This window comes from Streptomyces sp. NPDC036764 (assembly GCF_055609385.1).
In genome coordinates this window covers 2105448-2125846 of record NZ_JBVJPT010000001.1, presented here as the reverse complement: position 1 = coordinate 2125846, position 20399 = coordinate 2105448, and the positions used below count along the sequence as shown (strand labels likewise).

At 71.9% G+C, this 20399-nt stretch carries 16 protein-coding genes and 2 pseudogenes; 12 read left to right on the top strand and 6 right to left on the bottom strand.

Annotated features, from left to right (window positions below; all coding sequences use genetic code 11):
* Window positions 1-180: 180 nt before the first annotated feature.
* From ACZ69Q_RS08520 to ACZ69Q_RS08510, 3 genes and pseudogenes are all read left to right on the top strand, one after another.
* Window positions 181-1839, top strand: a complete 1659-nt coding sequence (locus tag ACZ69Q_RS08520; protein WP_471038488.1) for an allantoin permease — start codon at window positions 181-183, stop codon at window positions 1837-1839.
* Window positions 1840-1937: 98 nt separating this feature from the next.
* A complete protein-coding gene (locus ACZ69Q_RS08515; RefSeq protein WP_471038484.1) occupies window positions 1938-2141 on the top strand; it encodes a hypothetical protein in 204 nt (67 codons plus the stop codon).
* Window positions 2129-2509, top strand: a pseudogene (locus ACZ69Q_RS08510) (transposase); the annotation flags it as partial. The gene ACZ69Q_RS08515 and the pseudogene ACZ69Q_RS08510, both read left to right, overlap by 13 nt.
* Window positions 2510-2576: 67 nt before the next feature.
* Here ACZ69Q_RS08510 and ACZ69Q_RS08505 read toward each other — a convergent pair.
* Window positions 2577-4847 carry an MMPL family transporter gene (locus ACZ69Q_RS08505; RefSeq protein ID WP_471038479.1) on the bottom strand — a complete coding sequence of 757 codons (2271 nt, stop codon included), beginning with the start codon at window positions 4845-4847 and terminating at the stop codon, window positions 2577-2579.
* 175 nt (window positions 4848-5022) lie between these two features.
* Between ACZ69Q_RS08505 and ACZ69Q_RS08500 the strand changes: the two genes are divergently transcribed.
* Together ACZ69Q_RS08500 and ACZ69Q_RS08495 are read left to right on the top strand one after the other, a co-directional pair.
* Window positions 5023-6195, top strand: a complete 1173-nt coding sequence (locus ACZ69Q_RS08500; RefSeq protein ID WP_471038475.1) for a sensor histidine kinase — start codon at window positions 5023-5025, stop codon at window positions 6193-6195.
* Entirely contained in the window at window positions 6170-6832 is a 663-nt protein-coding gene (locus ACZ69Q_RS08495; protein ID WP_150497990.1) for a response regulator, read from the top strand. Before ACZ69Q_RS08500 ends, ACZ69Q_RS08495 begins: the two co-directional genes overlap by 26 nt.
* Before the next feature lie 41 nt (window positions 6833-6873).
* Here the strand turns inward: ACZ69Q_RS08495 and ACZ69Q_RS08490 are convergent.
* The 3 genes and pseudogenes from ACZ69Q_RS08490 to ACZ69Q_RS08480 all read right to left on the bottom strand — a co-directional run.
* Window positions 6874-7374: pseudogene (locus tag ACZ69Q_RS08490) on the bottom strand (iron chelate uptake ABC transporter family permease subunit); the annotation flags it as partial.
* Window positions 7375-7486: 112 nt separating this feature from the next.
* Window positions 7487-9331, bottom strand: a complete 1845-nt coding sequence (locus ACZ69Q_RS08485; protein WP_471038469.1) for a protein kinase domain-containing protein — start codon at window positions 9329-9331, stop codon at window positions 7487-7489.
* A gap of 166 nt (window positions 9332-9497) precedes the next feature.
* Complete coding sequence (locus ACZ69Q_RS08480; RefSeq protein ID WP_471038465.1) at window positions 9498-10064, bottom strand: GlcG/HbpS family heme-binding protein; 567 nt, start codon at window positions 10062-10064, stop codon at window positions 9498-9500.
* Window positions 10065-10296: 232 nt separating this feature from the next.
* On the opposite strand from ACZ69Q_RS08480, the gene ACZ69Q_RS08475 reads away from it, so the two are divergent.
* Window positions 10297-11502 carry a sensor histidine kinase gene (locus tag ACZ69Q_RS08475; protein WP_471038462.1) on the top strand — a complete coding sequence of 402 codons (1206 nt, stop codon included), beginning with the start codon at window positions 10297-10299 and terminating at the stop codon, window positions 11500-11502.
* Window positions 11499-12140 (top strand): response regulator, encoded by a 642-nt coding sequence (locus ACZ69Q_RS08470; protein WP_471038459.1) that lies wholly within the window; start codon window positions 11499-11501, stop codon window positions 12138-12140. Before ACZ69Q_RS08475 ends, ACZ69Q_RS08470 begins: the two co-directional genes overlap by 4 nt.
* A gap of 73 nt (window positions 12141-12213) precedes the next feature.
* On the opposite strand, the gene ACZ69Q_RS08465 is transcribed toward ACZ69Q_RS08470, so the two are convergent.
* Window positions 12214-13137, bottom strand: a complete 924-nt coding sequence (locus tag ACZ69Q_RS08465) for an NAD(P)-dependent oxidoreductase (RefSeq protein WP_471038455.1) — start codon at window positions 13135-13137, stop codon at window positions 12214-12216.
* Window positions 13138-13310: 173 nt separating this feature from the next.
* On the opposite strand from ACZ69Q_RS08465, the gene ACZ69Q_RS08460 reads away from it, so the two are divergent.
* The 4 genes from ACZ69Q_RS08460 to ACZ69Q_RS08445 all read left to right on the top strand — a co-directional run bounded on the left by ACZ69Q_RS08460 (window position 13311) and on the right by ACZ69Q_RS08445 (window position 18363).
* Entirely contained in the window at window positions 13311-13907 is a 597-nt protein-coding gene (locus tag ACZ69Q_RS08460; protein ID WP_471038451.1) for a TetR/AcrR family transcriptional regulator, read from the top strand.
* Between the two features lie 261 nt (window positions 13908-14168).
* Entirely contained in the window at window positions 14169-15740 is a 1572-nt protein-coding gene (locus ACZ69Q_RS08455) for an MFS transporter (RefSeq protein ID WP_471040154.1), read from the top strand.
* Between the two features lie 166 nt (window positions 15741-15906).
* Window positions 15907-16872, top strand: a complete 966-nt coding sequence (locus tag ACZ69Q_RS08450) for an immunity 49 family protein (protein WP_471038449.1) — start codon at window positions 15907-15909, stop codon at window positions 16870-16872.
* A 159-nt stretch (window positions 16873-17031) separates the two neighbouring features.
* The gene (locus tag ACZ69Q_RS08445; protein WP_471038447.1) at window positions 17032-18363 is read left to right on the top strand and encodes a cytochrome P450; all 1332 of its coding nucleotides are present in this window, start codon (window positions 17032-17034) and stop codon (window positions 18361-18363) included.
* A gap of 10 nt (window positions 18364-18373) precedes the next feature.
* On the opposite strand, the gene ACZ69Q_RS08440 is transcribed toward ACZ69Q_RS08445, so the two are convergent.
* A complete protein-coding gene (locus ACZ69Q_RS08440; protein WP_471038444.1) occupies window positions 18374-18922 on the bottom strand; it encodes a YciI family protein in 549 nt (182 codons plus the stop codon).
* A 49-nt stretch (window positions 18923-18971) separates the two neighbouring features.
* On the opposite strand from ACZ69Q_RS08440, the gene ACZ69Q_RS08435 reads away from it, so the two are divergent.
* Entirely contained in the window at window positions 18972-20384 is a 1413-nt protein-coding gene (locus ACZ69Q_RS08435) for a M1 family metallopeptidase (protein WP_471038442.1), read from the top strand.
* Window positions 20385-20399 lie beyond the last annotated feature (15 nt).

The following is a 20399-nucleotide window of genomic DNA, read 5'->3' as shown; positions in this document are numbered from 1 at the left end:
GACAAGGAAAACCCCGTGGTAACAACACCTATCTAACGTGACCGGCTGTGGGATCAGCGTCGTATACAGGCCGCCGCAACCGCTCATGACGGTCCGTCGACTCCCCCGTCCTGCCGATGACGTCATGCCGGGCTGCCCACTTCACCGCAGCACCCGCACCCAGCCCCACCGGGAGGCGTGATGAGCACGACCGAGTCACGAGTGACGACGTCAGGACCGGCGGACCCAGGGAAAACCGGGGCCGACCAGGCGGTCAAGGAGACATTGGAGGACTACACCCTCCGTTTCGCGCCCCGCAGTTACCGCCGCTGGAGCCCGATGGTCGTGGCCACCACCGCCCTCGGCGGGATCGCCTACATGGCCGACTTCTCCATCGGCGCCGGCATCGGCCTGGCGCACGGCACCGGCAACGCGCTCGTCGCGATCGCCGTCGCCGCCGTCGTCATCTTCGTCACCGGTTTCCCGCTCGCCTACTACGGGGCCCGCTACAACATCGACCTCGACCTGATCACCCGCGGCTCCGGCTTCGGCTACTACGGCTCCGTGCTGACCAGCGTCATCTTCGCGAGCTTCACCTTCATCTTCTTCGCCCTCGAGGGCTCGATCATGGCCCAGGGCCTCAAGCTCGGCCTCGGGCTCCCGCTGTGGCTGGGCTATCTGGTCTCCACGCTCATGGTCATCCCGCTGGTGATCTACGGCATGAAGGCGCTCAGCAGGCTCCAGGTGTGGACCACGCCGATCTGGCTGATCCTGATGGTCGCCCCGCTGGTCTACCTGATCGCCAACGACCCCGGCACCGTCGACCGCTTCCTCTCCTACGCCGGTACCGACGGCGAAGGCGGCGTCAACACCGCCTCCGTCCTCCTCGGCGCGGGCGTATGCCTGTCCCTCATCGCCCAGATCGGCGAGCAGATCGACTATCTGCGCTTCATGCCGCCCAAGACCGAGCAGAACAAGCGCAGTTGGTGGACGGCCGTGGTGATGGCCGGGCCCGGCTGGGTGGTGCTCGGGGCGCTCAAGCAGGCCATCGGCGTCTTCCTCGCCGTGTACATCCTCGCCGAGGTCGGACCGGCCGCGGCGCCCGAGCCGATCCAGCAGTTCCGCAGCGCCTTCGACGCGATGATGCCGTCCTGGATGGTTGTCCCGCTGGCCGTGGCCCTGGTGGTCATCAGCCAGATCAAGATCAACGTGACGAACGCGTACTCCGGCTCGCTGGCCTGGACGAACTCCTTCACGCGTGTCACCGGGCACTACCCCGGCCGCATGATCTTCGTCCTGGTCAACCTGGCCTTCGCGCTGGCGCTGATGGAAGCCGACATGTTCAGCTTCCTCAACAGCATCCTCGGCTTCTACTCGAACTGCGCCATCGCCTGGGTCGTCACCGTCGCCACCGACATCGGCGTCAACAAGTACCTGCTGAAGCTCTCCCCGCTCCAGCCCGAGTTCCGCCGCGGCATGCTCCATGCCGTCAACCCGGTCGGCGTGGTGTCGTTCGTCGCCGCGTCGGGACTGTCGATCGCGATGTACTTCCACGCCCTGGGCGACGCCCTCCAGCCGTACTCCCCCGTCGCCGCGGCGGTGATCGCCTTCGTCCTCACACCGCTGATGGCCGTCGTCACCAAGGGCAGGTACTACCTCCGCCGCGCCGACGACGGCATCGCCGAGCCCCTCCTGGACTCCGACGGCAACCCGAGCGCGCTCACCCTGGACTGCCACGTCTGCCACCAGCCCTACGAACGCCCCGACCTCACGGCCTGCGCCGCCCATGACGCGGTGGTCTGCTCCCTGTGCCTGAGCACGGACAAGGCGGGCGACCACGTGTTGCCGGCCACGGCCTGACGCCCGTCTCGCCCGTCTCTTCCGGCGGCCCGCGCCCTGGTGCGGGCCGCCGGAATTTCGTCCAAGACAGGGCACGCGAAGTCGGCGACCGTAGAGGTATGCGCACACAGCAGGCGGGCCTCACCCGCGGGGGCCGCGATGCCGACAACGGCTGGGAGGTCGCCCACCCTCTCGGCGGCACGTCCCTCGAAGGCGTCCAGATGGCCGCCCGGGCCGAGGTGAGCGTCAGCGCGGTCACCTACCTCAGCGATCTCAACATGCTGGTGAACGTGGGAGGCAGGGAGCGCACCCGCCAGTCCTGAAGAAGGTACGGGTACGCGGGCCCGTCGGCCGACCCCGCATCCGGCCGGACGCGGTCGCCGGGGACAAGGCGTACTCGTCCCGCGGAAACCGCGCCCACCTGCGCAAACGCCGTATCAAGGCGGTCATCCCGGAGAAGAAGGACCAGGCCGCCAACCGGAAGAAGAAGGGCTCCAGAGGTGGCCGACCCGTCAGCCACGACGCCGATCTCTACAAGGAGCGGAACACCGTCGAACGCCTGATCAACAAGCTCAAGGCATGGCGAGGCATCGCCACCCGATACGACAGGACTCCCGACAGCCACCTCGCCGGTCTCCACCTGCGCGCCTCGATGATCTGGATCAAGGACCTCACCAGGACCACCCGATGATCACGACTCGATATGCCCGTGGGTGACGCGCTGAGGTGCCGGACGCCAAGGGCGGGCAGGAGTTGAGTCAACGGTCAACCAGCCGTGGACGCGGGGCCTCACCCGTGGATTCCGCGTCGGTGTCGTCGGTGCCGACCGGGCCGCGGGGAAGCATCCGGTCCAGCCACTTCGGCAGCCACCAGTTGGTCCGGCCGAGGAGTGTCATGGTCGCCGGTACCAGCACCATGCGTACGACCGTGGCGTCGATGAAGATCGCGGTGGCCAGGCCGAGCCCGAACATCTTGGTGGAGGGGTCCTCGGCGACGGCGAAGGACAGGAAGACCGCCACCATGATGAGGGCGGCCGAGGTGATGATCCGGGCGGTGCGCGAGACGCCCTCAACGATCGCCGTGCCGTTGTCGCCGGTGCGCAGGTACTCCTCGCGTACGCGGGAGAGGAGGAACACCTCGTAGTCCATCGACAGGCCGAACAGGATGGCGAAGAGGAACATCGGGATGAACGACACGATCGGAACCGTCGCTTCCAGCCCGATGAGTGCGCCTCCCCAGCCCCACTGGAAGACCGCGACCATGATGCCGTAGGCCGCGCCGATGCTCAGCAGATTCAGTAGTACCGCCTTGAGCGGTACGAGTATCGAGCGGAAGACCAGCATCAGCAGCAGGAACGACATCGCCAGCACGGCGGCGACGAACACCGGCAGGCGCTCACTGGTGCGTTGGCCCACATCGGACAGGCTCGCGGCGGCACCGCCGACGTGGGCCCTGGCCGGGCCGTGCCCGATCGCCGTGGGCAGCACGTCGGTGCGCAGCCGGGCGATGGTGTCGGCCGTGGCCTTGTCCTGAGGGCTGGTGGTCGGGAACACCACGAGGGTCGCGATGCCGGTGGCCCGATCGATGTGCGTCGGCGCGACGGATGCGATGCCCGGATCCGCCGCGACCGCCCCGACGAGTCGGTCCAGCACTCCCGGATCACCGGCGGGGTCCGCGGCGATGACGAGGGGACCGTTGGTGCCCGGGCCGAACCCCTCGGCGACGAGGTCGTAGGCCCGGCGCTCGGTACGGCTGTGGGGCAGTGAGCCGTCGTCGGGCAGGCCGACGCGCAGGCCGAGCACGGGCAGCGTCGCGGTCAGCAGCAGCCCCGCCGCGCCGACCGCGTACGGCACCGGGTGCCGGCTGACGTGCCCGATCCAGCGCCGCCACCCGGCGGCAGGGGCGGCGCCTGCCGCCGGGTCCCGCCGCCGTGCGAGTCGGGCCGGCTTCCTGGTCTGCAGAGCCCGGCCGATCCGGCCGGCCCGGGCCAGGCGCGGGCCGGCGGCGCCGAGGAAGGCCGGCAGCAGCGTCACCGACGCGAGCACCATCGTCAGGACGACGATCGAGACGGCAAGCCCGCCCACCGTCATGAACGGCACGTTCGCGACCGCCAGGCCGAGGATCGACACGACGACGGTTCCGCCGGCGAAGACCACCGGCCGCCCCGCCGTGGCCACCGCTCGTCCGGCCGCCTCGTGCGGATCGAGCCCGCGCGCGAGGTACTCCCGGTGCCTGGCGAGCACGAACAGCGCGTAGTCGATGCCCACTCCGAGCCCGACCATGCTGCCCAGGACCGGTGCGAAGGTGGGGACGTCCGTGACCCCCGCCAGTACGGTCATCGTGGCGACACCGACGGTCAGTCCGAAGACCGCCATGCCGATCGGCAGCGCGGCGGCGACGAGCGAACCGAACGCCAGGAACAGGATCGCGGCCGCGGCGAGGAGGCCGATCAGCTCGCTCGCGCCGCCGTCGGGGTCGGAGAAGGCGTAGAAGAGGTTCCCGCCCATCTCGATGCGCAGGGGCAGTTCGGCGCGCAGCCGGTCGCCGAGATCGACGAGGGCGTCGAGGTCTTCGGCCGACAGCCGGCTCTGGTCGGGGTACTGCACCCGGACGACCGCGATCCGCCCGTCGGCCGAGACGAGGCCGCCGCGCACGGCGGTGTCCCCGCCCGCGTCGAGCGCCCCCGCCGGGTCGCTCGTGCCGAGCACGTGCGGCAGCCGCCGCATCTCGGTCTGCAGCCGCGTGAGAGCGGTGCGCGCGCCGCCGTGGTCGAAGAACGTCGCAGCGCCGTCGAGGGGGGTGACGACCACTTGGGCGGTCATCCCCTCCTGGCCGGTGCCGGCCCGCTCGATCAGTTGCGCGGCCCGTTGGGAGTCCAGTCCCGGAGCGGTCATCGAATCCGCATTCCGCCCGCCGAAGGCGACGGCGGCGAGGACGGCGAGCGTGGCGGCGACCAGCCATGCCGCGATCACCCGCCAGGGATGGCGGGCGGCGCTTGCGCCCAGGCGCAACAGGGCTTTCGAGAGCATCGGGTCCTCCAACCACCTCGTCGGCCGTCCTTGTACGGCCGCCGATGCCGAGGCTCGTCGCCACGGCGCTCTTCGGCATCGGCCCGCGGGCCGCGGATCCGTCGGCCCCGGGGCGGAGTGACGAACCGTCCTTTCGGCCGATGCGCGGCACGCCGCGGTCCCTAGGCTGAGAACCGTGCTCCGAGACGACCTGCGAACCCTTTGGACCGAACCCCGGCCGCCCGACGCGCCCGCCCGGGTGCGGCGTGACTGGGCGCTGCTCGCCGCGGGCCTTGCCGGTGTTGCGCTGGAGGCCACCCTGCGCGAGGACGTCGTGTGGCGGCCGGTGGCGGTGGTGCTCGCCGTATGGCTGTGCCTGCTGCCCCTGTGGCGCCGGACCCGCCCGCTGGCGATGGTGACGCTGGCGTTCGGCTCGGTGATCCTGCTTCCGTTGGCCTCGCTCGTCGGCGCACCGCGCGAGCCCGTCGGCCTGTACACCGGCGCGGTCGTGCTCGTGCTGGTGTACGCGCTGCCCCGGTGGGGATCGGGACGCGAGACCGTGCTGGGCGGCGCGGTGATCCTCGCGTCCGGCACGCTGTGTTCCGTCACGGACGAGACCCCGGTCTTCGAAAACGTCGTGGGCCTCGCCTTCCTGCTGCTGCCCGGCGTGATCGGGGCTGCTGTGCGGTTCCGGGTGACCGCTCGCGAGCGGCAGTTGGAGCAGGTGCGCTCCCGCGAGCGCGAGCAGCTCGCCCGGGAACTGCACGACACGGTGGCCCACCACGTGTCGGCCATGGTGATCATCGCCCAGGCGGGCCGGGTGCTCGCGGGCGCCGACCCGTCCGCAGCCGTCGAGGCGCTGGAGGGGGTCGAGGAGGAAGGGGCGCGCACGCTGGAGGAAATGCGCGCCATGGTCGCCGCGCTGCGCGACCGCGGGGTCGGCGCCGAGCTGGCGCCCCCTGCCGGAGTCGCGGATCTGGAGCGCCTGGTGCGCACCCCGGGTGGTCGCCTCAGGGTCGACCTGGGGCTCGACGGCGAACTGGACGCGCTGCCCCCGGCCGTGGACGCGGCCGTCTACCGGATCGTGCAGGAGTCGGTGACCAACGCGCTGCGCCATGCGGTCGACGCGACCGAGCTCGTCGTTCGGGTCGCCGAGGAACGGCACACGGTACGGGTGAGCGTGCGCGACAACGGCCGGCGCACCGGCCGGGGTCGCGACGGATACGGACTTACCGGACTGCGCGAGCGCGCGACCCTGCTCGGCGGCACACTACGAGCCGGCCCGGGTACCGACCGGGGCTGGCATGTCGAAGCCGAACTGCCGAGAGCGAGGAACGAGAGCGGTGTCCATTCGCGTCCTCGTCGCTGACGATCAGACGATCATCCGCACCGGGTTGCGGATCATGCTGAACGCCCAGCCCGGCATCGAGGTGGTCGGCGAGGCCGCCGACGGGCGGGAAGCGGTACGTCTGGCCCGCGAACTACGCCCCGACGTCTGCCTGTTCGACATCCGCATGCCCGTACTCGACGGGCTCGAGGCCACCCGGCTGGTCGCCGGCCCGGGCGTCGCCGACCCGCTGGCCGTGGTCGTCATCACCACGTTCGACCTCGACGAGTACGTCTACGGCTCACTGCGTGCCGGCGCCCGCGGATTCCTCCTCAAGGACACGGGACCGGACCTTCTGGCGCAGGCCGTACGGTCGGCGTCCGACGGTGAGGCGCTCATCGCGCCCAGCGTCACCGTCCGTCTGCTCCAGGCATTCGCGGACCTGCCCGCCGGCCGGCCCGTGGCCCAGCCGGTCTCCCCCGTCACCGCCCGCGAGGAGCAGGTGCTCCTCGCCGTCGCTCGCGGGCTGACCAACACCGAGATCGCCGATGCACTGCACATCAGCCTCAGCACGGTGAAGACGCATCTGGCCAGCCTGATGGCCAAACTCGGCGCCCGCAACCGGGTCGAGATCGCGATGTGGGCCTACGAAACGCGCCGTATCCTCCCCGGAACCTGAGCCGGGTACCGGGCCATGTCCCATGAGTCCCCGCCCGGACACAGGCCGAGGGCGAGAGCACTGCCGGCGAGCACGAGGCGGACGGTGCCCGTGCCCAGGCCGGACGGTCCGAGCACGACGGCCGCCGCCGCGAGGCCCCCGACGAACGCGACGCCGGAGGAGGCGAGCAGCGGCAGCGACACACCGGTGACCGCGACCAGCCCGAGCGCCATGTAGGAACCGGCGTTCACGGCGAGGGTGTCGGGCGAGGCGAGCACGTTGCGGCTGACCGCCTGCAAGGCGGTGCCCGCCATGCCGAGCAGGGCTCCGACGAGGAGTCCGGCGGCCATTCGCGGCAGCCGGGAGGCGATGACGACGGAGGCGTCGGCCGCATCCGCCCGGCCGGTGAGCGCCTTGAGGACCTCACCGGCGCCGACGGCGGCCGTGCCCTGCGTGATGTCGACGACCGCGAGGGCCGCGACCAGCAGGACGAGGGCGGCCGCGCCGGTCCGGGACGGGGCCGTCGGCGGACGGGTGGCGGGAGGTGTTGCGGTGACGGCCATGGTGTTACTTCGTCAGCTCCTCGACGAGGGCGTCGACAGTTCATGACCGCGGGATCTCACCGCGGAGGTCTCTTCACCTGCCTGCCCGCGGCACGACTCCGACGTTGGGCGGTCAGCCCTCCGCCGGTGACACGTCGGTCACCTTGCCCTGGGGATCGGCCTCCAGGTAGCCGACCGCGCCGTACTCGTCGGTCTGGTAGACGGCCATACCGAGCGGGGTGTCGAAGAGGTCGTTGGGCTGCTTCACCAGGATGTAACGCATGTCCGGGTTCTTGACGTTGAGCTTCTTGTCGGCCTCGGCGAGCAGCGCGGGAACCGCGTCCCAGTTGAAGTCGTCGAGGGTGAAGGGCTGATCGCCGCCCGAGAGGGAGCTCTTGATGATGCCCTTCTCGACGCCGCGTCCGAGGCGGTAGGTGTAGGAGTCGCACTTGGTGTCGCTGCCGTCGACCATGACATCGGCCGACACGAAGTCCTGGTAGACGCTGAAGTCACCGAACCTCTTCCGGCCGGTCTCCTTCTCCAGGGCCTTGATGGCGGTACGGATGCCGTCCGGGGTGAGCAGCCCGGCGGACTCCGAGTCCTGCGACCGCTGTGCGGCGGGGGCCCCGGCGCTCGACGACCCGTCCGACGAAGCGGTCGATGACGGGGTCGGCTTCGACGCCGAGGTGGTGGACGGGCCTCGCGCACCCGAATCACCCGAATCGCCCGAGCCGCCGCCGAGGGGCAGCAGCCACCACAGCAGGGCCACGGCGCCAGCGAGGGAGGTCCCCGAAACGCTCAGCAGGACGGGCAGGTTGGGGGTACGCCGACGTCCCGCCCGCACGGGCGCGGTGACCGGCTGGGGTGCGGCGTACGCGGATCCGGGGTGAAGCGGCGGCCCGAAACCGGCGGGGACGGGCGCGGGCATCGGGGCCGGGGTGGGGGCGCCGAACGGGGCGGACGTGGCCGACGAGGCGGACGTCCCCGGGTACGTCGACGAGGCGGAAGTCCCCGGGTACGTCGACGAGGCGGAAGTCCCCGGGTACGAGGGGGAGATGGTGGTGGAAGGGGTCGGCGGGTTCAGCGGGTAGGAGGTGGGCGTGTGCGCCGCGGCCGCCGGCCCGGTCGGCCATGACTCGAACTCGGCGAGCCTGCGGTCCAGTTCGGCGGCGGACGGCCGTGCCGAGGGGTCCCGGACGAGCACGCTCATCAGGGCTCCGCCCAGGGCGCCGCCGCGCACGGGTGGCGGGACGTCGTCGCTGAGGACGGCGGCGAGGGTGGCCAGGGGCGTGCCGCGGCGCAGCGGGTGGTGGCCCTCCAGCGCGGTGTACAGCATCATCGCCAGCGACCACAGGTCGGAGGCGGCACCGCCCTCGTGGCCCGATATGCGCTCCGGGGCCATGAAGTCGGGCGTGCCGATGATGGAGCCGGTGGCGGTGAGGTTGGTCGTCGTCTCACGGATCGCGGCGATACCGAAGTCGGTGAGCACGGGACGCCCGTCGGATCGCAGCAGGACGTTGGCGGGTTTGACGTCCCGGTGCTGGATCCCGGCGTCGTGCGCGGCGGCCAGTGCGGCCAGCACTCCCCGGCCGATGCGGGCGGCCTCGGCGGCCGGCATCGGCCCCTGCTCCAGCCGGTCGGCCAGCGAGCCGCCGCTGACCAACTCCATGACGATCCACGGGTAGGTGGCTTCACCACCGTCGACTATGTGGTGGATCGTGACGACGTTCGGATGGTCGATCCGGGCCAGCGCCCGGGCCTCGCGCAGCACGCGCTCGCGCAGCATCCGCGCGCCCTCGGGGTCGTACTCGGCCAGGTCCCGGTCGGGCGGACGGACCTCTTTGACCGCCACCAGCCTGTGCAGCACCAGGTCCCTGGCCCGCCAGACCGTCCCCATCCCGCCGCCGCCGAGGCGGGCCTCCAACTCGAAGCGCCCGTCGACGACCCGTCTGCCGGGGCCTCTGTCTCCCTCACTCATGGGCGGGAGCTTAATGGCCTCCACCGACACCGTTCGCCGGCGCCGTACCGGCGCACGCGCCGCGGGGTGAGCAGGGCGGGGGCGGGCACCCTGTGGTGCTCCGCCCCCTCCGCGGCACCGTGCGCCGCGGCCACCGGGAGATGAACTCGCTCCGCGCTTGCGGGGACTAGCGTCCGAGCGCCTTCGCGCCCGCCTGCGCGAACTTCTCGTCCAGCGCGCCGGACGGAGCCCCCGCGACGCCGATGCCGGCGATCGGGGCGTTGTCGGCGGTGACGGGGACACCGCCCGCCAGGAACAGGGTGCCGGGGATGTCCTTCAGGGTCGGGGCCTGCTGGAGACGTTCGGTGAGCTGGGACGTGGGGGCGTTCCAGGAGACGGCGGTGAACGCCTTGCGCTCGGCGGACTCGTAGGACTGCGGGCCGGCGCCGTCGCCGCGCAGGGTGACGATGGTGTTGCCGTTGCGGTCGACGACGGCGACCGTGACGCGCTGGTTCTCCTTCTCGGCGGCGTCGAGCGCGGCCTGCGCGGCCTCGGTGGCGGCATCGATCGTCAGGTGGGTGGAGGTGGTGGTGGCCCGGGCCGGGGCGGCGGCCGAAGTGGCCGCGGGGGTCGTCGCCGGGGCCGAGGCGTTCGCGGACACCGCGCCGAAGCCCGCCAGGGCGACGACGGCGAGCACGGCACCGCCGGTGGCGACGCGGGCACGGCGGGAGAACTTCTTGTGCACGGGGTTCATGGGTCGGTCGACTCCTTCGGTGGGCGGGCGGCCCGGTTGCCGCCCCGCTTCGTCCGCTCTCCACCCTCGGCCCGCAAACGGCTCCGGACGGTCGACGTTCCGGCTGCCATGGGGCAACGGGACGGACGACACCGGGGTCATCCGATCGGTTGACCCACCCCGGGCCGCACCGGGCCACAATGGAGGTGTTTGCCCAGTTCAGGCCCACGAGCAGGGAGGGAGGCGGCCCCGGATGGGGAACCGGTCGTACGAACCGTCCACCGTGGACACCAGGTGGCTCGGCGCCGTGATGCACGCGGCGTTCTTCCTGCTGCTCGGCGGTGCGCTCGCCCGCTTCCTGCTGCGTCACCCCGGCGAACCGCGTACGCCGTGGATCATCGCGCTGTCCGTGGTGCTGGCGGTGCTGCATCTGGTCGGGCCCCGAGCCGGCGACTCGGGGCTGCGGCCCGCCCGGCGGCACACGGCATGGCTGGCGTCGACCGTCGTCGTGTGGATGGTCCTGGTCGTGCTCGCGCCCAGCTTCGCGTGGTGCGCGGTACCCCTGTTCTACACGGGTCTGCGCACCCTGCCGCCGCGCGCGGCCCTGGCTCTCGTGGCGGTCCTGACCGTGTTCGTCGTGGCCGCGCAGGTGCAGCTCGCGGGCCGCTTCGACCCGAACCTGGTCCTGGCGCCGCCGGCCGTCGCCGCCCTGGCCACCGCCGTCTTCCTCCAGATGGAACGGCACACCGCACGCCAGCGCGTCCTGATCGACGACCTGATCCGCACCCGGCACGAACTCGCGTCCTCGGAACGCCGCGCGGGCACCCTCGCCGAACGGCAGCGGCTCTCCATGGAGATCCACGACACGCTCGCCCAGGGCCTGTCGAGCCAGCGGATGCTGCTCCAGGCGGCGGACCGGGTGTGGGACACCGAACCGGACAAGGCCCGCGCCCATGTCCGCACCGCCGCGTCCGTAGCCGAGCACAACCTCGCCGAGGCCCGGCGCTTCGTGCACGACCTCGCGCCCGCCGACCTGGCCGACGGCGAGGGCCTCGACGAGGCGCTGCGCGCCCTGGCCGCACGGGAGTCCGGCGCCCATCTGGCCGTACGCGTCCACATCGACGGTGACGGCCGGCTCCCCCGGCTCCCCGACCGGGTCCGCTCGGCCCTGCTGCGGGTCGCCCAGGGCGCGCTGGCCAACGTCCGCGAGCACGCCGGCGCCGGTAGCGCCGCCCTCACCCTGACCGTCCTCGACGACGCGGTCGTCCTGGACGTCTCCGACGACGGCGACGGCTTCGATCCCGCCGCCCTGCCCGACTCCCCCGGCGGCGGACGCGGCCACGGACTGCCCGCCATGCGGGCCCGGCTGCGCGCGCTCGGCGGCACCCTGACCGTCGAGTCCATGCCCGGCGAGGGCACCGTCCTGTCCGCAGCCGTCCCCCTGGAGGCGCCCCGATGACCCTCGACCGCGCTCCCGTGCGCATCCTGCTCTGCGACGACCACGCCGTCGTACGGGCCGGGCTGCTCGCCCTGCTCGACAGCGCCCCGGGCATCGAGGTCGTCGGCGAGGCCGGCACCGGTGAGGAGGCGCTCGCGCTGGCCGCGAAGCTCACCCCGGACGTGGTGCTGATGGACCTGCAACTGGGCGAGGGCATCGACGGCGTCGAGACCACCCGACGCCTCACCTCCTCCCCCGGCGCCCGCACCCATGTCCTGGTTCTGACCACCTACGACACGGACGCCGACATCACCCGTGCCATCGAGGCGGGGGCGACGGGCTATCTGCTCAAGGCCGAGCGCCCCGACGAGCTCTTCGCCGCGATCCACGCGGCCGCCGAGGGACGGACCGCCCTGTCGGCCCCGGTCGCCGGCCGTGTCATGGCCGGCCTGCGCCGGCCGCGCCCCACCCTCACCGACCGCGAACGCGACATCCTCGCCCAGCTCGCCCGCGGCATCGGCAACCGTGACATCGCCCGCGCCCTGTTCATCAGCGAGGCCACGGTCAAGACCCATCTGCGCCGCATCTACGACAAACTCGGTGTCGACACCCGCGCGGGCGCGGTGGCCGTGGCGAAGGAACGGCGACTGCTGCCCTGAAGGCGGCTCGGCGGCCCCATCGACGGGGGCCTGGCCCGGCCGAGCGCGCGCTGCTCCAGGAACGGGCGGGCGCCTAGCCGCCGGTGACTCGGGTTGCGGAACCCGGGAACGTGGGTGGTGTGTGGCCGCCCGCAGTGCGGGCCTCCAGGGCATGGAGGACGGCCACCATGTCCTCACCGCCGTGTCCCTGGTCGACGGTCTCACCGAACAGGGCGTGGCAGACGTCGAGAAGCGGGGACGCGATGTCGGCCTTGCGGGCGGCCTCGGCGATCAGCCGGTTGTTCTTCAGGACGTCGGCTGCCCCCGCCTGGACGGCGAAGTCCCGGCCCAGCAGCTTGGGCGCCTTCCCCCGGGAGACCGCGCTCGCCATGGGGCCGGCGTCCAGGACGTCCCGGAGCAGGCCCTGGTCAAGCCCGTGCCGCCCGGCGAAGTGGAACGCCTCGGTCAGGCCGGTGACCAGGGTGATCAGGAACAGGTTGACCGAGAACTTCATCAGCAGGGCGCCCGGTACGCCGCCGCACTCGAACGTCTCGCGGCACATCGGGGCGAGAAGCGGGCGTACGGCCGCGACGGCGTCGTCGTCGCCCGCGAGCATCGCCACGAGTTCGCCCTGTTCGGCGGGGGCCCGGGAGCCGGAGACCGGGGCCTCGACATAGCGGCCGCCCACCGCGCGTACGGCGTCCTGGAGTGCGGTCGAGTACTCGGGCGAGGTCGTGCCCATGTGGACGACGGTGCGGCCGGCGACGTGGGTGGCGAAGTCAGGGGTGCCTCGCCCGAGGACCGTGTCGAGGGCGGTCTCGTCGGCCAGCATGAGGATGACGGTCCCCGCCCGCTCGAAGACCTCGGCGGGGCCGGCGGCGATCTCGGCTCCGGCGGCGCGCAGGGGTTCGCAGCGGTCGCGACTGCGGTTCCACACGACGAGGGGTGTTCCCGCCCGAGCCAGGTTGAGCGCCATGGGCTGTCCCATGACGCCGAGGCCGATGAAACCCACGTACACGATGCACCGCCGCTTTCCAGTACCGCTGTCGCACGCTCGCGTGCCGAGGCCGAGGCGTCGTAGCGGCCACTACTGCCTATGACAGCGGTCATAGTACCGGGCCGATATGACCGCTGTCATAGGATGGGAGCCGACAGCTTCGAAAAAGCGGATGGACGGGGACGGAGGTCGGGATGGCGGTGTCGGAACGGGGGCCACGCGAGCGGATGGTCTTCAGCGCGGCCCAACTCCTGCGGCGGGACGGGGTCGCCGCCACCGGAATGCGTGAGGTCGCCGCGCACGCCTCGGCACCGCGCGGCTCGCTCCAGCACTACTTCCCCGGCGGCAAGGAGCAGTTGGTCAACGAGGCGGTCGGGTGGGCGGGCCGGTACGCCGGCAACCGGGTCGCCCGCTTCCTCGCCGCGCTGCCCGAGCCGACACCGAGCGGGCTGTTCGCGGAGATGGTCCGCCAGTGGACCGACGAGTACGAGGCCGTCGGGTTCGCGGGCGGCTGCCCCGTGGCGGCGGCCACCGTGGACTGCGCGCAGTCCACGGACTCCACGCGAGAGGCCGTGGCCGCCGCGTTCGCCGCCTGGGCCGGGCCGGTGGGCCGCGCCCTGGTGGACATGGGCGTACCGCAGGAGCGGGCCGGGCGGCTCGCCACCTTGATGATCAGCGCGCTGGAGGGGGCGATCCTGATGGCACGGGCGGAGCGGGACGTACGGGCCCTGACGACGGTGTCCCGAGAGCTCGGCCCGATGCTCGACGCAGCGGTGGACAGGGCGGGTTGACCACCTGCGGGCGGGCCACGCCGGCCATGGACGCGCCGGCCGGGGGGACATGACGGTACGTCGGTTCGCGACCGGCCGCCCCGGACGGACCGTCCTCCACCGCGAACGGCGCCGGGAGCCTCGATGTCCGCGTGAGTCGCTGGTGATGCGACGTCGGCCGGTCTGACGCAGACTGGACGGGTGAGTGGCACGTCTCCAGGACGTGGCGAGACCGCGTCCGCATCCCGGTCGGCACCACGACAGACCGTGGCCCTCGCGGCGATGATGTTCGCCGTGGCGATGACGTTCATCGATCAGACCATCGTCTCCATCGCCGCTCCCGACATCGTCCGCGAACTGGGCCTGTCGGCTTCCGGCATGCAGTGGGTCGTCAACGCCTACCTGCTGTCCCTGGCCGCGTTCTTCGCGTTGGGCGGCAGGATGGCGGACCTGTACGGGCCGCGCCGGGTGGTCGTGGCCGGCACGCTGGTGTTCGTCGTCTCGTCGGTGCTGTGCGGCTGCGTGCCCAAGGGCGACGCGGCACAGGGCTGGCTGATCGCCTTCCGGGCGACCCAGGGTTTCGGTGCGGCCCTGCTCTTCCCCGCGGCGCTGGCCGTGGTGGTGGCGGTGTTCCCGCCCGAGCGGCGCGGTCGTGCCCTGGCCCTGTTCTTCGGGCTGTCCGGCGCGTTGACCGCCCTCGGCCCGCTGCTGGGCGGCTGGTTGACGGCGTGGACCTGGCGCGCGGTGTTCTGGGTCAACGTTCCCGTGGCGATCGTGGCGCTCGTCCTCACCGCCTGGGCCCGAATCGCGGACCGGCGCCGCCCGGGCACTCTCGACGTGCCCGGCGCCGTACTGATGGCCGTCGGCATGGGCCTGTGCGTCCTCGGTTTCCAACAGGCGTGGGCGTGGGGCTGGGACAGCGCCGCGACATGGGGCTGCATCGCGGGTGGCCTGGCGATTCTCTACGCGTTCGTCCGGTACGAGCGAGGCGTGCGGCACCCGTTGATCGATCTGCGGGTGTTCCGGGACAAGGCGTTCAGCGTGGACGCCGCGGTGCTGTTCTTCTCGATGCTCGCCTTCGTACCGCTGTTCTTCTTCGCCTCCGTGTACGCCCAGGTGTCCCTGAGCGCCTCGCCCAACCAGGCGGCGCTGTTCCTGCTGTACTTCTTCGCGGGGTTCGCCATCGCCTCGCAGTGGGGCGGCCGGATCCTCGACAAGCAGGGGGCGCGCCCGGCACTGAAGACGGGCACGATCGTGGGTGCCGTCGGGTTCGCCCTGTGGGCCGGCAAGCTCACCGACCTTTCGATGCACGACCAGTGGCCGTACGCCGCCCTGGCCGGCGCCGGCATCGGCTTCATCCTGGCCCCCGCCTCCACCGATGCCGTGAACCGGGCCATCGGTCCCTCCTACGGCGAGGTCACCGGAGTCACCCAGACCGTGCGCAACTTCGCGGCGAGCGTGGGTATGGCGGTCTTCGGCACGATCCTGAGCCACGCCACCAACAACAACGTGGTGAACACCCTGGAGTCCCGCGGCCTGCCGTCGAACGTCGCGCACGACGTGGCCCATGACATCACCGAGTCCATCACGGGCAACGGCGATTCCAGTACGCCCACGGGGACCGGGCCCGCCGCGACGGCGACGCGGAACGCGATGAGCGCGATCCGCATGGACTTCGCCGAGGCCAACCAGTGGGTGTTCTACGGCATGGCCATCGCCCTGGGCGTCGGCTTCCTGTGCGCGATTCGCCATCCGGGCGGTCGCGCGGTGACGCCGAAAGCGGCGGAGGAGCCGGCAGGGACGTCCGCGGCGGGGGCGTTCGCCGCGAGCTCGGACGAGCGAACGAAGGGTTGAAGCCGTCGTTCAGCCCGCCCGACGGCCCGACCTCGAAGAGGACGACGGCGACGCCGACGACATCCGCCGGCCTCCCTCCGAGCAGCCTGCGCAAGGTGACCGACGGGCGTGGACCGCCTCCGCGTAACATGCCGGGTCCGAGTGAGGATCATGAAAGGACGGCGGCGTGCGGGAAGTGGCGTGCCACGAGGTCGGCGAGCAGCTCACGGCCCGGGCACTGGACGACATAGGCGGGCGGGCCAGGCGGTACTGGCACTCGATGCGATACGACGGCCCGTCCCTGGGGATGTTGCGAAGGATGCGCGACGAGCTCCTCGACCATGCCGCGGCTCGCGCCATCGAGGACCCCGCACTCGACGAGCCGTCACGGGCCGTACTACGTACGGCGGCGGAGTGTGCTCTGGGGGTGTTGAGCGCCGGCTGCTTCCCCAACGGCGATCAGGAGATCCCCTTCCCGCTCATCGGCGAGACGTTGAGCACCGACGACGTCTCCTTCGCGGACGCCGTGGAGGAGGCTCCCGATGCCCGGGCGTGGCTCGACGCGTTCGCGCTGTGCGTGGTCAGCGGCGCGGTGTGGGAGTGGCAGCGGGTGATCGGTCTGCTGCTGCGCGGAGACTACGCGCCCGCCATCCGTGAGGGGGTTCCGTACTCGAAGCTGACGTCGGCGTCGGACCCGGCGGACCTCGCCGCCATGGACGCGCTGTGCGGCTATCTGACCCAGGCGAGCGGACACCTGCCCCGCGACTGGCCGACCGTCACCCTGTGCAAGCCGGACGCCGACGAGCGCGCCGAGGCGGCGCGGCAGTTGGACGCGGCCGGTGCCCTGTCGCCGGACCACCGGCTCCTGCGGATCCTCCTCGACGACGACCCGTCGGCCTTCGAGCAGGCTCTCGCCGCCCGGCTGGTCGAGCACCGGCAGAGCGTGTCCTCGGCCGTGGAAACGGATCCCGCTCCCAGGACCCTGTTGCCGCTCGACGCCCTCGCCCTTGCCGCCCTCGCGGTCCAGGTGCACGGATGGGAGCCGACCGTACGGTCCGGCTATCTGCCGTCGGGCCTGCTGGGTTCCCCGGACGCGTTGCGGCGGGCGGCTGAGGGTGAGGGGAACCGTCTGGGGCTCTGGGTCGCCAAGTAGGCGGACCTGTCCGGCGTTGCGGGGGGGGTGCCGGTGCGTCGCCCGCGCTCCCGACCGCCCCCGGACATACCTCCGTCAAGTGGGTCCGCTCCCGTACAGTCCGTGGCGTCGGCACGCGCCGTCGCGGCCGACTCCAGCGGCTCACCCAGGAGATGGAACATGGACACCGAAGCCGGCCCCGGCTCCCTCCCGCACCCGTCCGGCACGGCCCGGCCGGTGCCCGAAGCCGAACCGGAGCTCGTGGAGCGGTGGCGTTCGCAGAGCGGCGAACTGCTCGAGCTGCTGACTCAGGTGCGCGAGCGCGTCGGCGGTGTCGCGGCGTTCCGGATCGGGCCCGCCCGCACCGTTCTCGTCACGGAGCCGCGGGCCGTCCAGCATGTACTCGCCCGCCACCCGGAGCAGTACGTCAAGCGCTCCCACCGCGCCCGGCTGCTGGTCGGCGACGGCGTCCTGTCCGCCGAGGGCGAGGCGTGGAAGCGGCAACGCCGTCTGCTCCAGTCCCAGTTCACCGGAACCGGGATGCGCCGCTACGACCGGCGGATCACCGAGGCGGCCCGGACGACCGCCGAGCGCTGGGCCGAGTACGCCCGTACCGGCAAGACCTTGGATGTAGGGCGGGAGATGCATCGCTTCGCCCTGGACGCCATCTGGCGCTCCCTCACCGGCCACCCTCTCGACGACGAGACCCAGCGCGAGTTGGAGGCCATCGAGGCCGTGGGGGCAACTCTGCCGACGCTGCCCGCCGACACGGAGGCCGCCCGGGCGGCTGTCGCCACCGATCTCGCCCGGATCGACGCGGTGGCCCGGCACGCGATCGAGGCCGCCCGCGCCGGGGAGGTCGGCCCTGACGGGCCGGGCCTGCTTCAGGTACTCACGGAAGCCGGCGCCGAGCGGCCCGAGTACACCGACCGACTGATCCGCGACGAGCTGGTGACGCTGCTCGCCGCGGGGCACGAGACCACGGCCAGCACCCTGACCTGGCTGTATCTGCTTCTCGATCGGCACCCCGCCGCTCGCGAGCAAGCGCTCGCCGCCGGGGAGGAAAACTCAGAGGAACGCCGCCAGGCCATCCAGGCACTGGTCCACGAGACGCTTCGCCTGTACCCGTCCGCGTGGCTCATGCCCCGCCACGCCGCCGAGGACGACACCCTCGACGGCTACCGTGTCGAGGCGGGCACCGATCTCCTGGTCTGCCCCTATCTCACCCACCGCGATCCCGAACTGTGGCCGGATCCGGAGCACTTCGACCCTCGGCGCTTCCTCTCCCCCGGCGGCCGCCCCACCGACACCGGCGCCTACTTCCCCTTCGGCATCGGCCCTCGTGCCTGCCTGGGCGTGCAGTTCGCGCTCCGCGAGTCGACCGTCCTGCTCGAACATCTGCTGCCGGCCCACGTCGTGGCGTTCTCCGCCACCCCCGCGAAGGCGAAGTACGGCTTCACGGTCCGCCCTGACGGCCCCACGCCCGCGACGCTACGACCGCCGCTCGCCTGAAGCCGGCGCCTCAGCGGCGGCCGCCGAACTCCCAGTCGTGGACCTCGACATCGGCGTACAGGTCGACCTTCAGGACGGCGCGTGCCGTCGTCGCGTCCGCTGCGCGTACCAGCGCCGCCGTGCCCAGCCAGGCGGTGCCGTCGTCGGACAGCAGCGGTCCGTAGGCGATGAGTTCGTCGTTCTCGGGCGGTTCGGCCGGCTCGGCGGCCCGGTCCGGGCCGAGGCCCAGCACCAGGTACCGATTGCCTTCGCTGCGGCCTCCGGGGAAGTCCCACATGGTGCGCCCCAGCATGTTGCGCCACCGGCGCAGCAGCACGTCCCGGTACGCGCCGGCCTGGTAGTTGGGCTCGTCGAAGGCGAACGCACGGGCGGCGGCGGGATCGGGCAGGTCGACGATGTGCACGCTGCCGGTCGGCGTCTCACCGTCCGGCGCGAACGTCGGGCCGCGTGCGATGAGCTGCTCGGCGAACAGGTCCATGTACGACCAGTGCTCCTCCACCAGCAGCTCGCGCAGTGCCAGGGAATCGGGCCGGTCACGGTGGTAGCAGAAGAACTCCATTCCCACAGTCTGGGCCAATACTTCACACATTGTGGCATGATCCGCTGTCATGCCCTCGTTACCTGCGTGGACGTCAAAAGCCGTTGCCCGTCTGCTCGTTGTCCTGCTCGCGTTGCTCATGACGCAGGGCGGCACCGGGCCCGAGGCCCTCACCGCAGCCGCGGCGCCGACCGGTACCGGCGTCCGCGGCAGCGAGCCGGCGACACCCGATCGGCCTCGCTACGAGGTGTCGCTGCGCGGCAACGCCGACGGCTCCCGCTGGACCGGACGGCAGCGGGTGTCCTTCCGCAACGCCGCCGCAGATCCGCTGCGTGAGGTGTACATACGCCTGTGGGGCAATGGCGTGGACAAGTGCGGTACGGCCACCGGCACACCCGCGGCGGTCCAGGTGTCCAGGGTGCGCGGAGGTACCGCGGGCCGGCCGACCGTGCACTGCACGGCGCTCCGGATCGCCCTGCCGAAGCCACTCGCGCACGGTGAGCGCGCCTCCGTCTCCTTCGACGTGTCCATCACCGTGCCGAAACGCAACGACCGCTTCGGCCGCGAGGGTGCCTTCCGCTTCCTGGGCAACGCGCTGCCCGTGCTCGCCGTGCACGACGCCAAGGGGTGGCACCTCGATCCGTATGTGTCGACGGGCGAGAGCTTCTACACCCTGGCGAGCGACTTCCGCGTGGCCCTCGACCACCCCTCGAACCTCAAGATCCCCGCCACCGGCCGCACCTCGACGCGTCCCGGCAGGCCCGGTCGCACCCTCACGGTCAGCGTCGCGCAGCGGGTCCGGGACTTCGCCTGGGCGGCGGGTCCGTTCCGCACCGCCGTCGACACGACGCCCGGGGGCGTGCGGGTGAAGTCGTACTGGGCGCCGGAGACGTCCGCGACGGGAGTGCGCCTCACGCGTAAGGACGGTGCCGCCGCCGTGGACCGGTTCGGCAAGGAGTTCGGCCGCTACCCGTACGGCGAGATCGACCTGGTGATGACCAGCGGGTTCGGCGGCGGCATGGAGTATCCGGGCCTGGTCCTCCTCGGGACCACCGAGGAGGGCGGCGCCGTCGTGCACGAGGTGGCTCACCAGTGGTGGTACGGCATCGTCGGCAACGACGAGTACGGCGCGCCCTGGCTGGACGAGAGCTTCGCCCAGTACGCCAACGCGCGCTTCTACGGCTGGGACACCCGCGACTGCTGGTCGGAGGAGGACTGGCCGAGCGACAGCACGGCGCTGACCAACTCGATGGCGTACTGGGCCGCGCACCGGGGCGAGTACCACTTGGTCTACACGGCCGGCTCCTGCGCTCTCGCGGACCTGGAACGCACGCTCGGCGCGGACATCATGGCCCGTCTGCTCAAGCGCTACGCCCGCGACCACTGGTACGGCGTCTCCACCACCGCCGCCTTCAAGAAGGCCGCGCAGTCCGTGACGGACAAGGACCTGAACCCCTTCTGGAAGCAGCACCGCATCCGTTGACGTCGGCCGGCTCCC

Coding starts and splice junctions, on each gene's coding strand:
- ACZ69Q_RS08520 (WP_471038488.1), top strand. CDS start 181: ATGAGCACGACCGAGTCACGAGTGACGACGTCAGGACCGGCGGACCCA.
- ACZ69Q_RS08515 (WP_471038484.1), top strand. CDS start 1,938: ATGCGCACACAGCAGGCGGGCCTCACCCGCGGGGGCCGCGATGCCGAC.
- ACZ69Q_RS08505 (WP_471038479.1), bottom strand. CDS start 4,847: ATGCTCTCGAAAGCCCTGTTGCGCCTGGGCGCAAGCGCCGCCCGCCAT.
- ACZ69Q_RS08485 (WP_471038469.1), bottom strand. CDS start 9,331: ATGAGTGAGGGAGACAGAGGCCCCGGCAGACGGGTCGTCGACGGGCGC.
- ACZ69Q_RS08480 (WP_471038465.1), bottom strand. CDS start 10,064: ATGAACCCCGTGCACAAGAAGTTCTCCCGCCGTGCCCGCGTCGCCACC.
- ACZ69Q_RS08475 (WP_471038462.1), top strand. CDS start 10,297: ATGGGGAACCGGTCGTACGAACCGTCCACCGTGGACACCAGGTGGCTC.
- ACZ69Q_RS08470 (WP_471038459.1), top strand. CDS start 11,499: ATGACCCTCGACCGCGCTCCCGTGCGCATCCTGCTCTGCGACGACCAC.
- ACZ69Q_RS08460 (WP_471038451.1), top strand. CDS start 13,311: ATGGCGGTGTCGGAACGGGGGCCACGCGAGCGGATGGTCTTCAGCGCG.
- ACZ69Q_RS08455 (WP_471040154.1), top strand. CDS start 14,169: ATGATGTTCGCCGTGGCGATGACGTTCATCGATCAGACCATCGTCTCC.
- ACZ69Q_RS08445 (WP_471038447.1), top strand. CDS start 17,032: ATGGACACCGAAGCCGGCCCCGGCTCCCTCCCGCACCCGTCCGGCACG.
- ACZ69Q_RS08440 (WP_471038444.1), bottom strand. CDS start 18,922: ATGGAGTTCTTCTGCTACCACCGTGACCGGCCCGATTCCCTGGCACTG.
- ACZ69Q_RS08435 (WP_471038442.1), top strand. CDS start 18,972: ATGCCCTCGTTACCTGCGTGGACGTCAAAAGCCGTTGCCCGTCTGCTC.